The sequence below is a fragment of the Desulfogranum aggregans genome (genome assembly GCF_055398265.1).
In genome coordinates this window covers 2,402,846-2,415,691 of sequence record NZ_AP042447.1, presented here as the reverse complement: position 1 = coordinate 2,415,691, position 12,846 = coordinate 2,402,846, and the positions used below count along the sequence as shown (strand labels likewise).

General features: G+C 53.2%; 13 protein-coding genes. 8 read left to right on the top strand and 5 right to left on the bottom strand.

Features of this window, described 5'->3' with window-relative positions:
* Window positions 1-204: 204 nt before the first annotated feature.
* From ACZ52Z_RS10735 to ACZ52Z_RS10715, 5 genes are all read right to left on the bottom strand, one after another.
* The gene (locus ACZ52Z_RS10735; RefSeq protein WP_464266787.1) at window positions 205-1,932 is read right to left on the bottom strand and encodes a mechanosensitive ion channel family protein; all 1,728 of its coding nucleotides are present in this window, start codon (window positions 1,930-1,932) and stop codon (window positions 205-207) included.
* Window positions 1,933-2,130: 198 nt separating this feature from the next.
* A complete protein-coding gene (locus ACZ52Z_RS10730) occupies window positions 2,131-4,140 on the bottom strand; it encodes a monovalent cation:proton antiporter family protein (RefSeq protein ID WP_464266786.1) in 2,010 nt (669 codons plus the stop codon).
* A 149-nt stretch (window positions 4,141-4,289) separates the two neighbouring features.
* Window positions 4,290-4,694 (bottom strand): thiol-disulfide oxidoreductase DCC family protein, encoded by a 405-nt coding sequence (locus ACZ52Z_RS10725; RefSeq protein WP_464266785.1) that lies wholly within the window; start codon window positions 4,692-4,694, stop codon window positions 4,290-4,292.
* A gap of 143 nt (window positions 4,695-4,837) precedes the next feature.
* Complete coding sequence (locus ACZ52Z_RS10720) at window positions 4,838-5,776, bottom strand: formate/nitrite transporter family protein (protein ID WP_464266784.1); 939 nt, start codon at window positions 5,774-5,776, stop codon at window positions 4,838-4,840.
* A 202-nt stretch (window positions 5,777-5,978) separates the two neighbouring features.
* Window positions 5,979-6,620 (bottom strand): SOS response-associated peptidase, encoded by a 642-nt coding sequence (locus ACZ52Z_RS10715; protein ID WP_464266783.1) that lies wholly within the window; start codon window positions 6,618-6,620, stop codon window positions 5,979-5,981.
* Between the two features lie 328 nt (window positions 6,621-6,948).
* Between ACZ52Z_RS10715 and ACZ52Z_RS10710 the strand changes: the two genes are divergently transcribed.
* From ACZ52Z_RS10710 to ACZ52Z_RS10675, 8 genes are all read left to right on the top strand, one after another.
* On the top strand, window positions 6,949-7,191 hold the full coding sequence (locus ACZ52Z_RS10710) for a hypothetical protein (RefSeq protein WP_464266782.1): 243 nt from the start codon (window positions 6,949-6,951) through the stop codon (window positions 7,189-7,191).
* Complete coding sequence (locus ACZ52Z_RS10705) at window positions 7,188-7,826, top strand: HD domain-containing protein (protein WP_464266781.1); 639 nt, start codon at window positions 7,188-7,190, stop codon at window positions 7,824-7,826. The genes ACZ52Z_RS10710 and ACZ52Z_RS10705 overlap by 4 nt, the downstream gene beginning before the upstream one ends.
* Before the next feature lie 19 nt (window positions 7,827-7,845).
* Window positions 7,846-8,742: an aspartoacylase gene (locus ACZ52Z_RS10700; RefSeq protein ID WP_464270731.1), complete on the top strand. Its 897-nt coding sequence runs from the start codon at window positions 7,846-7,848 to the stop codon at window positions 8,740-8,742.
* A gap of 217 nt (window positions 8,743-8,959) precedes the next feature.
* A complete protein-coding gene (locus ACZ52Z_RS10695) occupies window positions 8,960-9,094 on the top strand; it encodes an NAD(P)-binding protein (protein ID WP_464270730.1) in 135 nt (44 codons plus the stop codon).
* A 3-nt stretch (window positions 9,095-9,097) separates the two neighbouring features.
* A complete protein-coding gene (locus ACZ52Z_RS10690) occupies window positions 9,098-10,312 on the top strand; it encodes an FAD-dependent oxidoreductase (protein WP_464270729.1) in 1,215 nt (404 codons plus the stop codon).
* 52 nt (window positions 10,313-10,364) lie between these two features.
* Complete coding sequence (locus ACZ52Z_RS10685) at window positions 10,365-10,805, top strand: VOC family protein (RefSeq protein ID WP_464270728.1); 441 nt, start codon at window positions 10,365-10,367, stop codon at window positions 10,803-10,805.
* A gap of 38 nt (window positions 10,806-10,843) precedes the next feature.
* Complete coding sequence (locus ACZ52Z_RS10680; protein ID WP_464270727.1) at window positions 10,844-11,710, top strand: GGDEF domain-containing protein; 867 nt, start codon at window positions 10,844-10,846, stop codon at window positions 11,708-11,710.
* A 65-nt stretch (window positions 11,711-11,775) separates the two neighbouring features.
* Complete coding sequence (locus tag ACZ52Z_RS10675; protein WP_464270726.1) at window positions 11,776-12,795, top strand: Lcl C-terminal domain-containing protein; 1,020 nt, start codon at window positions 11,776-11,778, stop codon at window positions 12,793-12,795.
* The last annotated feature ends 51 nt before the right edge of the window (window positions 12,796-12,846 follow it).

Below are 12,846 nucleotides of genomic sequence, written 5' to 3'. Positions count from 1 at the left end.
GCAAGGTAAGGGGGCGGTAATGGCTACTCGGACAGCTTGGTTCTTCAGTTGCTCATTAGAGAAGATGGTTTCATGTCTCAAGGGTTGTGTATTGCTTTAAAACCTGCCTCTGATCGATACGGTTACAGAACCAGGCCTTCTCCACGTCATGTACGGGAGCGCGGTATAAACGTCCATAGTCGGGGATGGTCAGAGAACAGTGCATTATGACGTAGAGCCTGTATTATGAATATGGACATCCCGTTGTGGGTATGGAATGGAGATGCCCTCTTTATCCAACCGTTTTTTCACTGTTTTGGTGATATCCCAATACACGGTCCAGTAGTCCTCACTTTTTGTCCATGGCCGGACAATAAAGTCCATCGATGATTCGCCAAGCGTATGGAGTTTGATAGTGGATTCAGGATGTTGCAGCACGAGTTCATGGTCATCTAAGATTTCCTGGAATATTTGCTCTGCCTGATCAATATCAGCCTCATAGGCAATCCCAAATACCAGATCCACCCGTCGGACTCGTTCAGAGTGGACGTTACGGATGATGTTTCCCCAAATTTTATTGTTGGGTACAACCAGCTTTTGGTTGTCAAAGGTCAAAATAAGGGTCGAGACAAGGTTCATCCCCTGGACCTTGCCGCTCACTTCTGGGACCTCGATAATATCCCCCACATCAAACGGCCGGTACATGAGAATCATTACCCCGGATGCAAAATTGGACAGAACATCCTGCAGGGCAAAACCAATAATAAATCCTGCAATACCAAGGCCTGCGAGAAGTGGACCAATTTTAAATCCCAGCTGCGATAGGGCCAACATTACCCCCAGTACCATAACGAGCTTGCCGGACATGGAGACGAGAAAATTACCGGCAAGGTTGGACATCCTGGAATTTTTCGTACGTAATGTTTTTTGCAGCAGCCGTTTGGTCAACCACGCCAACAGCTTAAAAAAAGAGAGAATAAGCAGGACAAAGAACAGGTTGAGAGAGAGCCTCAGGCCATTTTCCTTGATCCAAACTTTTCCGTCATCTATGGCATGAGAAAAGAGGGAAAAAGCAACCTGCTTATCAAAGATTTCACTTGATATCTGGCCGGTAGCCTTGATTAATAGCTCACTGTACTCTGTTGCATCGATTTTTCGCTGCTGAAGAAGATTGACCAGCACCGTCAGGCTATCGGTAAGCCCCTCCTTATATTCTTCCAGAGCCAATATTTTTGTATTGATTTTCTGCTTGTCTCCTTCGATGGCGTTTCTATGCTGCTCGCGCAAATCAGCCAATTTATTCAGCACCAGCTTTATTTCGCTGGAAACAGTCAATGACCGGTGGTTTAAAAGGGAATCAAGCAGGCTCAGATCATCTGCGACAGAGAGTTCAAGAGATTCAAGTCGTTGTGCATTTTCGTAAAAATCCTTCAGCAAGGCGTCATAGATCTTGTAATAGTTGCCGATTTCTTGCTTTCTGGCAAAAAGCTGCAGTGCATCAAGATCTTTCTGGCCCTCCATCAAGGACTTGATGTGTTTCTCAATATAGGCTAGCTCGCGTTGAATGATTTTAGATTCTTCCTGCAGGAGAGATTTTATTTGTGGAAGAATGTAAGGCTTGAGGCTATTTTTATTTCTTTCTTCGGTAATATACTGAAGAACATCTCCAAACAGCTCCCGGAGCTGTGTTTCCGTCTCACGCACTTGTAGTCCAAGGGCCAACTGTTGCTCACCGGTGAGTCCCCGTAATTCCTCTCGCATCTCTGCAAGTTTGGTTTTGAACGCCTTTATCTCGATAAAAAACTGCTCATCCTTGGGTAATTTCTTTTGCTGATCGGTTTCAACCGCGTCGGGGGAGGGGGAGGTCGCTGAATGATCGGTTTGTGCAGCATGGACTGCCTGGCTGGAGGAGATTACACAAAAAAAGATAATCCCTATGACAAAATATCTCATGGTCTGTGAATGCAGTCGTATGTTCATCTTTTTGGGTCAAGAAATGTGACGATCGTTAATGCGGCACGCTGTCAGCGTAGAGAGAATACTATATCGGCAATTCTTGATATCAGCAATCCTTGAGCTGGAAACAAACAGTAGCCCCATCTTGCACGTCGAGGTGTAGAGAAGGTGCAGAAATTGAGAGGCGGCACAGCCTCACTTTACTGGCACCACAAACGGATCTTCGGGGATGAGGCATTTTTCCGAGATGGGGTTTATGAAGCAGTGAAACTGCTGCCGAGCCTCGGCAGAACCGATGATGGCGAGCAAGTCATGTTGCCGCAAGCGGAAAGAAGGTTCCGGATTGGTGATCAATTGACTGTCCCGGATAATTCCAACAACGGAAACACCGGTTATTTTACGGATTTCCGCCTTGGCGATCGTCGTGTCGATCAGCGGGTTGCCCGGTTCAAGTTCGATCCACTGGAGATCAAACTGTTGTTCTGCCGACCGCATCTGGCCAAGGGTCCGATAGTCTTCTCCTGCCACGAAGGCTTCTGCAAGCTGTTGATGGCGAAGGTTTTCCGTATGCAGTTGAATCTCCGGTGCGGGAAAGCGAAGGTAAAGCAGAACCTGCCGGAGCATCTCCAAGCCGGCTTCCACTTCCGGGTTGACCAGGTCAACTACTTCCAGTTCACGGAAGACGGAGAAAAAATCAGGGTCGGAAATACGGGCGATGATCCTGATCTCGGGGTTTACTTTTTTTGCATGACTGATAATCGATCGGGCAACAACAATATCAGAGATCGTGACCACCAGCAGGGATGCACGGCTGACCAGCAAAGCCTCCTGGACGATTTCCTGGCTACCGTCTCCATAAACAACCGGAAAATGGGCTTCTTTGGCCCGTTCGATGCGCAGCTGGTCGTGTTCAACCAACACAAAGGGGATTGCCAACCGCTGCAGCACCGCAGCGACCTGAAAACCGATGCGCCCGCATCCGGCAATGACCACATGATGGCGCAGCTCGGTTTCCGGGAAATTGATCGATTCAAGGGGCTCGTGTTTAAACCATCGTTTTTTCAAGCCGTATAGGCGTGCGGTCTGTGAGGAAATAAAAGGGGTCAGGGCCATGGAGACAACCGCCATGGTAAGAAACTGGTTGTAAAACTCTCTGCTGATGGACTCACTGGCAACACCTATGCGGGCAAGCACAAAAGAGAACTCACCGACCTGGAACATGCCCAGGCCAACGGCAAGGGGCACGACGTTGCGGTAATGAAAAAGCCGGGCAAGCAGTGCAAAGATGCATCCCTTGCCCAGGCTGACAACGAGCACCAGCACCAGGATGAGGGTGAAGTGGTTGAGCAGAAAGCGGGGATCAAGGAGCATACCCACAGAGGCAAAGAACAGTAGGCCGAAGAGGTCGCGAAGTGGAATGATATCACTGAGCGCCTGATGGCCGTAATCAGATTCGCTGAGCACCATGCCTGCGATAAAGGCGCCAAAGGCAAAGGACAGGCCGACAAGGTAGGTGGCGTACCCCACCCCCAGGCCGATGGCGGAAATAGCGAGTATAAACAGCTCACGGGAGCCGAGCCTGGCAATAACTTTGAGCAGGAAAGGCAGCAATCGGGTACCAAGAAGAAACATGGCGACAAGAAATATTCCTGCCTTGATGACCGCAAAACCGAGAATACCGAGGCCGGTGGCCGGATCATTCAACTGGGGGAGGATGATCATCAGCGGCACTACTGCCAGGTCCTGAATAATCAGCATGCCGATCATCACCTTACTCGACAGGGTTCCCAACCAGCCTTGGCTCATCAGTGTTTTCAGGATCACCATGGTGGAGGAGAGAGAGATGAGGGACCCGAACCACAAGGCGGTGTTCCAGTCCCAGCCAAAAAGGCGGCCAATCCCGATGCCAAAGCCGATGGTGCCCAGCATCTGCAGCGGCGTGCCCACAAGAGCGATGTGTTTGACCGGCTTGAGGTCTTTGAGGGAGAACTCAAGGCCAAGGGCAAATAACAGTAGCGCCACCCCGATTTCGGCCAGCAGTTCGATGCTGTGGATTTCCGTGATGGTTAATCCGCCTGTATAGGGGCCAAGAATGATACCAGCAAGAATATAGCCAAGAATCAGCGGTTGGTGCAGCCGCTGCATAATCAATCCGCAGAAAAAAGCTGTCAGAACAAGAATGATGATATCTGTCGCAATGCCCACAAATTACTCCTCATGCATGGTTAAGTGATAGACAGGGGGATATTCAATGGTCGGTGCTCCTTAGGCGCAGCAGGGGTGAATACTGGTAAAAACGCTCATCTGTTGAATATCTACTGCAAGGTGTGGCGGAGATTCATGTGACAGGGGCATTAAAGAAATCGCTCCCGGGTTTTCTTGTCCGGAACGAGGCATTCATTTTTTTTGCCAAACCAGCGATACCTGTTTTTGGCAATGATCGAATACACAAAATCTCTGGCCGGTTTTGGTATGATTTTTAAGAACTGCAGTAAGTGCCACGGGCCCTGCAGCTCTTTTGCGATTTCCAGCGCAGCATCACTTTTTACATAGACCTGATTGTTTTTCAGCAGGATGACCGTCCCGTCCTGCAGGGTATCAACGCCGTACTGGTGCTGCAGCTCCTTCCCTTTTTCCGATTGGGCTGCAACAAAGGTAAATTTTGCTTGCGGGTCTCTCTTGATGATAAACTGCACGGAAAATTCACAAAGGCTGCACACTCCATCAAAAATTATCAGGGAGTGATGGTTCTTTTTCATTGCATGCTTTCACCTGTGTGGTGCCTCTGGGTACGGGTTGGTATTCAGGAGGGATAGGTTCCCTCGTTGCCGCTTGAAACCAGCACCGTTCCTGTGCCTCTACCGATACCGCATGGCACAAGGGGTAGAATGTGTTGGCGTGTTCACAGTTCCTGCGTCTTCCGGATCTGGCTGTAGTTGAAGCCGGCCACAAAGACACTGCCGCCAACGAGGTTGCCGGCAATAGCAAGGCCGATAAATCGGAGACCTTGACCCAGGGAATAGGCATCGCTGATGAATATGGCCACAAACATTTCCACCGAGCCGGCGATAGAGTGATGCAGACCACCCAGACCGATGAGGAAGGTGACGATATAGATGCATACCATCTGGCTCAGCGACGGCGAGGTTACCAGTACCAGCCATGCGCCCAGCGCCATCAGCCAGCCGGCAAGTACGGAGCTGACCAGCAGTGCAACGTTGCTTTGCGCTACCAGGTGGTGGCCAATGAAAAGATACCCTTCGCGGGCCATGATGACCTCATCGGCGGTCACCAGTAGCCATGCGCTGCATACCGCTCCTATTTCATTTCCCAGGATGACGACCAGCCATAAACGCAGCAGCTGTTGTATGCGAGCTTTCCCGGCAAGCACAGGATAGACGGCGGTGGCGGTATGCTCTGTGAAGAGTTGGGTTCCACTCATGATACAGATCATGAATCCAAGCGGGTAAACCAGCGCCATGGTTAGTCGAGTATACAGCGGGTTACCGGAATCGCCGGTGAGTGTCGCCATGACCGCAACGGCCATGGCTGTAAACCCAAGTACCAGCCCCGCCCCCATGGAAGAGAGAACAAAGGAGAGAAGCGGCCTTTCCAGCTGCTCAAGGCCTTCTTCAATGGCTTTCTCAAGCACGTCGTCGGGATGACGAACCGTTTCATCGCTCCGTTTGATAATTACCGGCACATAGTCTTCGTCCTCTATTTGCCGTTCCACTCCGCGTTCTGTTTGTCCGGTCCCTGCAGCATCGTTGTCCGGTTCACCAAGCGGGGAGGAGGTGACCCTTTCTTCAGTTTCGTTATGGGGTGGTTTTGTGGATGCCATTGGTGGGAAGCAACCTGGTAGTCATGATTTGATGGAGTTTGAATATTGGCGAGAGCACTATTTTCTTCCCTTGATCAAAAGGAGCGCAGCTCTTCGGTCATAGAGCTATGTATACATACTAACAGTTTTTCGGGCAATGACAGATCACAGATTTGCCGGCAGATGCCATGGATGGGCGAGGGGAGGAGCGAACCCTACCCCCTCAGGCCGGTTGGGTCAATTCCTCGCCCGTGTTGTGCACATTGCCCACCCGTTGATCCACCGGGTAAAAATTAAGCGCTACTGCCGGCGGTTGTTTCAACAGGTCGTCGCAGGCGGCAATGCTTCCGTGAAGCCACTCCTCGGCAGCCTGCGGGGTCAGAAGAAACGGCATACGCGGGTGCAACTCCTCTATCTGTGCGATGGCCGGGCAGGTGATGATAGTGCTGGAGAGTAATGTTTTCCGTTCGCTTTGCCAACGGTCCCACAGGCCGGCGAAAACCAGCGGTTGGTTGCCTGAGGAGCGGATGAAGTAGGGTGTTTTCCCGTTCCCCTGTTTTTTCCACTCATAGTACCCCAGCGCCGGCATCAGGCATCGCTGCCTCTGTTTCCAGGCTGTACGATAGGCGGGTTTATCCTTTAGTGATTCGGCGCGGGCATTGAAGGTGGCATATCTGGTCGTCGATTCTTTGGACCACGCGGGAATCAACCCCCAGCGCATGGTGTGCCAGCCAGCAGCGGTGAATACGGGGATGGTGCTTGTCGGGGCTATATTGTATCTGGGTTCCATTGATTCCATCCAGGCCCGGAATACAGCCGACCATGGTCCCAGCGGCTGGAGGGCAAAGGCGTAGCGTCCACACATAGGTCTTCCTCCTGGGGTTGGCTGGCTGCAGTGGCATGCAGCTCTCGCTCTATGAAGATGGATGTGTTCAACGTAGCAATGCTTTGTCCATTGTCAATGGGTGCGCAGGCAAAAGGAGGAACTTGGGAATGCAAGCGGAGGAGGCAGAGGGGACAAGAGTCTGGCGAATGGAATGGTCATTGTCTGCCGGGAGTGCAGTTTTCGATGGATTCCGGCTCCAGCCTTTTGTATGGTCTGCTTCAGATATACAAAGGATTACTGGCCATGCAGGAGGAGACAACGGCTTCTGCCCGGCACACATCTACGTTGCCTGAGGAGAAAAAACGATATGTATGCAGTAGAGGAAGAGGTGGTTGTGGTCAACAAGGAGACCACCCGTTTGGAAGGGTTTCGTCTGGAGGACACGGCCAAAGCTCCGGCAGTGATTGTTTTTGTTGATGACGACGAACCGCAGCTGGTGCCATTTGACCTACACGGTCCGGTCCCTCTGCGGGTGAAGTCGAAAAATAATGAAGCCGAAATCCAGGTTATCGGTAACGAGGAAATAAAAAAGGTTTTAGGCGCACGATGACACCACCTGTTCCGTTAACCGATGAAGGGCAGAGAGTGCAGGAGAGCGACAATCCATCCATGGCTCGGCGATTGGAATTTCTCTTGGAGATGGAAAAACTCAAATCCGTGTTTCGACGCAGCTATGTGCTTGATAGCGACCGGTGGGAGAATGATGCCGAGCACAGCTGGCAGTTGGCCGTGATGGCCATGGTACTGGCCGAGCATGCCGATGAGTCGGTTGATATCTGTCATATCATGAAAATGGTGCTCATCCATGATATGGTGGAAATCGATGCCGGCGACACCTTCTGCTATGATGAGGCGGCGCATGGGGATAAGGCCCAGCGCGAACAGGCGGCTGCAAGACGCATCTTCGGTATCCTGCCTATGGCGCAGGGAGAGGAAATGCACGCCCTTTGGCGCGAGTTTGAAGCGCGGCAAACTGCCGAATCCCGGTTTGCCAATGCGCTTGATCGACTGATGCCGCTGATGCTCAACTATTATTCCCAGGGGAAATCCTGGCGTAAGCACGGGGTGAAAAAGGCGCAGGTGATCGAACGCAACCGCCACATTGCAGAAGGTTCGACCGAATTATGGGCATTTGCCTCTACCCTCATCGAACGGGCGGTTACCCTGGGCTATCTGCAGGAGTAGCCTGTTAAAGCGGGCGAATATGATCGATTCCGTAGCCGTCGTGGGCGGTACCCACGGCAACGAATATACCGGACCTGCTGTGTTGCACCGGCTCGGCAGGCAGCATCCCGACCAGTGCTATACTACCTTCACCACCACCCTGCTGTTGGCTAATCCCAGGGCTTTTCGTGAGGGAAGGCGGTACATTGACCACGATCTGAACCGCTCCTTTTTGGCGGCTGACCTGGGTAATCAAGAGCTGAAGGGGTACGAGTTCAAGCGGGCCAGGGAGATCAATGCCCAGCTTGGCCCCAGGGAAGATCCGGTAACCGACCTGCTGATTGACGTGCATACCAGTACCGCCAACATGGGCACGACCATGATTGTGGTGGGGTATGACCAGCCTAAGCTGCAGATTGCCGCTTTCCTGCAGAAACGGCTGCCGGCCGTGCGCATCTATGCCATTCCTGCGGCGGTGTATGGTGCCATGGAAGACCAACCTTTTCTCACCTCGATGGCCCGGTGCGGCATCAGCCTCGAGTTGGGGCCAATAGGCAACAATATTGTCCGTCACGACCTGCTGGCAAGGGCTCTGCAAGGAGTGCGCTGCTGTTTGGATTTTGTCGAGTTGCGGAACCTGAAAAAACCGCTCGACCTGCCGGAGACAGTCACCATCCATGAGCATGTGCGCAGTGTTTCATACCCGGTGGACCCGGCAGGCAGTATCGACGCAGTTGTCCACCAGGCCCTGCAGGATCGCGATTATCATCCCCTTAAAGCGGGAGCCCCTCTTTTTTATCATCCTTCGGGAGAGGTGACGCGCTATCACGAAAAAGAGCCCCTCGTTCCCATCTTTATCAATGAGGCGGCCTATTACGGAGCCAAAACAGCGTTTGTGCTGACCAGGCGCCGAACGCTTTCGGTCCCCCTTCATTGAAATACGTGTCGATTTGGGGGGGGGCCTGTCAGTTGTCGTGATTATTAGGGCCCGGTGGCATTGTGCCCGCCCTTTTTTCGTTTCCTCTCCCTTGGCAGGAGTTGCCGGCAGGCAGGGAGAACCCGGTCGCAGCGCATTCTCCAGGGGGTGTCTTTGTGTTGAATCGTGGTTATATCTATAAGTTATGATAACGTTTCTTTATACATGAGGAGTGGGTATGTCTCGAAAACACTTGGTTGTTGTGGGTGGCGATGCTGCTGGTATGAGCGGTGCTTCCCAGGCCCGGAAACTTGACCCTGACCTGCGGATTACCGTTTTTGAACAGGGGCAGCATGTATCCTATGCGGCTTGAGGGTTGCCCTATTACATCGGCAGGTTGGTCGATGACCATGCGGCACTGATAGCTCGAACAAAAGAGACCTTTGAGCAACGTCAGGATATTGATGTGCATCTTGGTCAGGAAGTGACCTCGGTTGACGCTCACAGAAAGGTCGTTCAGGTGCTTGACAGGGAAACCGGCAAAGAACGGGAGGAAGCCTACGACCATCTTTTGCTCGCAACCGGTGCACAACCGGTGCAGCCTTTTGCTGAGGCAAAAGATGTTAACAACCTGCGCGTGCTCAAAAGCCTTGCTTCAGGGATAGCGTTGAAACGGCACCTGGAGGAGGAGCAGGTTGAACACGCGGTTATCGTCGGCGGGGGGTATATCGGGATCGAACTTGCAGAAGCCCTGGTCATGCGAGGCATCCAGGTCACCATAGTCCAGCGAAGCGACCAGGTCATGGAGGCTTTTGATCCCTCCATGGCCAAATTAGTTGCCGAAGGGCTTGAGCGGCACGGCGTGACCCTGCTGACCGGATCAGAGGTGACCGGGTTCGAGATTGAAGGTGATACGGCCAGGGCCGTGGTGACTGGTGACCGGACCATCCCCGGCGATCTGTTTGTGCTGGGCATGGGCGTGACGCCCAATTCCAAGCTCGCAGAAAGTGCGGGCCTGCGCCTCGGCCCCTCGGCAAGTATCGAGGTCAACGAACGCACGCAGACCAGTGTCGCAGATATCTGGGCGGCTGGTGATTGCTGCCAGTCCATGCACCTGGTGAGCAAACAACCGGTGTACATCCCTCTGGGGACGACAGCCAACAAGCAAGGACGGACAGCCGGTATTAATCTTGGTGGCGGCGACGCCTCGTTCCGCGGAGTTCTGGGCACCGCCATCACCAAGTTTAAGGATGTTGAATGCGCCTGCACAGGGCTGAATACCCGAAAATTACACGAGCTGGGGATTGATTACGTCACCGGTGAGATTGAGGCGCGTACTTTGCCCGGCTATTACCCCGGTACGGCACCCCTCACAGTCAAAATCTTTGCCGAACGGGGGACAGCCCGCATCCTGGGGGGGCAAATCGTTGGCGGACCGGGCGCAGCCAAGCGCATTGATACCTTGGTCGTTGCCCTCCATGCAGGATATACGCTGGAGGATATGCTGCACCTTGACTTGAGCTATGCACCACCATTTGGCAATGTGTGGGATCCACTGGTTATAGCCGCCCGAGTGGCGCTCAAACAGTAGGGCGGTTACCCTTAGGAATATGCAGCTTGAATAAGACAACAGGAGAGAAGGCATGGAATGCCGGATGGACCATATTGTATTGAATGTGGAAGATGATGAGGCGATGCTGACCTTTTACACCGAGGTACTGGGATTGGCATCGGAACGATTGACAGCCTATAGAGCCGGTGAGGTCCCGTTTCCTTCTCTCCGCCTGAGCAGAGACACTATCATCGACCTGTTTCCCCGACGAATGTGGCAGAAGGGACGAGCTGATGTCCAGGGACGCGCTCATCTCAACCATTTTTGCCTCTGCCTGAAGCGTGCCGAATGGGACGCCTTGCAGGAGCGGCTTGCCAGAAATGGCATTGCTGTGCAAGAGGGGCCTGTACAGCGCTGGGGTGCCAGGGGGGCGGGCGTCTCCATTTACTTTCAGGACCCCGAGCACAACCTCATTGAAGCCAGGTATTATGCGGATGCCGATAGCTCGGACAAGTGTTTGCTGGGGTCGTAGCAGGTGAACAGCAGCAACCCGATACCTGGTGGGCAGAGATGAAGAGGAAGCACTCTCCCCATGCGGGGCAGTTGGAAGATCTGGTAGAGATCGGTGAAGGGGCGATTTCGCTGGAGCATATCGAAGCCATGGCTGATGATCGGCAGCTGTGTAAACAGGTGCAGGCCAGATACCCTGGAGGCTTTTTCGCCCAGCTCCTGCTCTCGCTTACCCATGAGTCCTACAGCGAAGAGGAAGCAAGGGGCTTGTGGGAGGCCATACTTGATCACAGAAAAAGGATGAACCGGGCCTTGGAGCGGGAGGTCGGTATCTCGGTCGCCACACTGGATTATCTGCAGAATATTGTCCGGGAACTGCAGCATCCCAAGGTAATTGAGGAGAATAAAAGCGAGTTCATCATCGGTTCCACCATCAAGGATGAGTTGACCGATCTCTATACGCGTGAGGTCTTTGACCTGGTCTTGAAAAAGAGTGTGGCTGATTCAAGCAGGAGCGGCAGGCACCTGTGCCTGCTTATGATTGATATCGATGATTTCAAGCTGGTCAATGACAACTATGGGCATCCGGAAGGCGACCGGGTACTGACCCAGATTGGGAAAATTCTCAATCGGAATACCCGGGAGATGGATCTGGCTGCACGATATGGAGGGGAAGAGTTTGCTGTCCTTATGCCCAACACCCCTCCCGATGTTGCCCGCGAGGTGGCGGAAAGAATTCGCCTGGGAGTAGTTGCCCACCGGTTTCATCATGGGCATATTAGTGTGAGTGTTGGGCTTTACGGCAGCAATCGCCGCGGACTGGAACCGGAGTGGTATATCAAGCGGGCAGATCAGGCCCTCTATACTGCTAAAGCCAGTGGAAAAAACGTTGTCATTGTTCAGGGAGATGAAGACCACCATGGATGATTGTGTAACGGTGTCGCCGGAGAGGGGGTGCGGAGCGGATGCCTTTGCAGGTGAAAAGGAGAACAATGGTTCCTGAGCATATTTTGTGGACTGGACAGGTGGACTGTTTTGACACCCATGGCCAGGTGATAACATGCGACGGTGCAGGGCAAGACGCTGCAGCGGCAACCTCTTCACTCTGGCCGGAGCCCCGTTTTGTCCCTCAGGGAGAGGGACTGGTTGTTGATCGGGTAACCCGGCTGTTGTGGCCGAAAGAGGGGTGTCCTGTTGAATTTCCACTCAGTTGGCAGGAAGGGCTGGATCATGTGGAGGAGTTGAGACGACAGTGCGCTCTCGGCCGGGATGACTGGCGCCTGCCCAATCGCCGGGAATTGCGCAGCCTGATTGACCATAGCCAAAAGATGCCGGCATTGCCCCGGAAGTATCCTTTTGTTCATGCCGCTATAGGGTGGTACTGGACGTCAACCACTGCCGCCATAGAGACCAGGTATGCATGGTACCTGCACCTTGAGGGCGGCAGGATGTTTTACGGTAATAAACAAGAATATCACTGGATACTGCCAGTGGCCGGTGAGAGTCCCCTCCTGCCGCGAACCGGCTCCAGCCGCTGTTATGATGAGCGTGGAGGAGAAATAGTCTGCGATGGCAGCGGCCAGGACGGCGCCCTTCAAAAAGGGGTTGGATGGCCTCAACCGCGGTTTGTTGAAAAGGCTGGCGGCGTGCTTGACAGGTTGACCGGCCTGATATGGCATCGGGAAGGGAGGCTCAACCAAGAACCGACCACCTGGGCAGGGGCCCTCGAAGCGGTGGCACAGTATGGGCGGCAGACCGGGTATCCGTTTCGGTTGCCGACTATCAATGAACTGGAAAGCCTGATCGATGCCTCCCGCTATGAGCCGGCCTTGCCTGAATCGTTCTTTTTTCCAGGTACCATGGAGGCATACTGGAGTTCGACTACCAGCGGTTTTGCTCCTGACTGGGCCTATGTGTTGTACCTGCATAAAGGGGCTGTTGGGGTAGGGTTCAAAGCCAACAGGGATTTCCATATCTGGCCGGTCATGACCGATACGGGGGGAGAGGTGTAAAGCAGGCCAGGGTACTGCAACCGCAGCTCTTCCCGGGAAGAAAGCAAAAGA

What these genes read in the sequence shown, in the direction of transcription:
- ACZ52Z_RS10680 (WP_464270727.1), top strand. Translation starts at nt 10,844, where the DNA reads ATGAAGAGGAAGCACTCTCCCCATGCGGGGCAGTTGGAAGATCTGGTA.
- ACZ52Z_RS10675 (WP_464270726.1), top strand. Translation starts at nt 11,776, where the DNA reads ATGGTTCCTGAGCATATTTTGTGGACTGGACAGGTGGACTGTTTTGAC.
- ACZ52Z_RS10735 (WP_464266787.1), bottom strand. Translation starts at nt 1,932, where the DNA reads ATGAGATATTTTGTCATAGGGATTATCTTTTTTTGTGTAATCTCCTCC.
- ACZ52Z_RS10710 (WP_464266782.1), top strand. Translation starts at nt 6,949, where the DNA reads ATGTATGCAGTAGAGGAAGAGGTGGTTGTGGTCAACAAGGAGACCACC.
- ACZ52Z_RS10720 (WP_464266784.1), bottom strand. Translation starts at nt 5,776, where the DNA reads ATGGCATCCACAAAACCACCCCATAACGAAACTGAAGAAAGGGTCACC.
- ACZ52Z_RS10715 (WP_464266783.1), bottom strand. Translation starts at nt 6,620, where the DNA reads ATGTGTGGACGCTACGCCTTTGCCCTCCAGCCGCTGGGACCATGGTCG.
- ACZ52Z_RS10725 (WP_464266785.1), bottom strand. Translation starts at nt 4,694, where the DNA reads ATGAAAAAGAACCATCACTCCCTGATAATTTTTGATGGAGTGTGCAGC.
- ACZ52Z_RS10695 (WP_464270730.1), top strand. Translation starts at nt 8,960, where the DNA reads ATGTCTCGAAAACACTTGGTTGTTGTGGGTGGCGATGCTGCTGGTATG.
- ACZ52Z_RS10685 (WP_464270728.1), top strand. Translation starts at nt 10,365, where the DNA reads ATGGAATGCCGGATGGACCATATTGTATTGAATGTGGAAGATGATGAG.
- ACZ52Z_RS10705 (WP_464266781.1), top strand. Translation starts at nt 7,188, where the DNA reads ATGACACCACCTGTTCCGTTAACCGATGAAGGGCAGAGAGTGCAGGAG.
- ACZ52Z_RS10700 (WP_464270731.1), top strand. Translation starts at nt 7,846, where the DNA reads ATGATCGATTCCGTAGCCGTCGTGGGCGGTACCCACGGCAACGAATAT.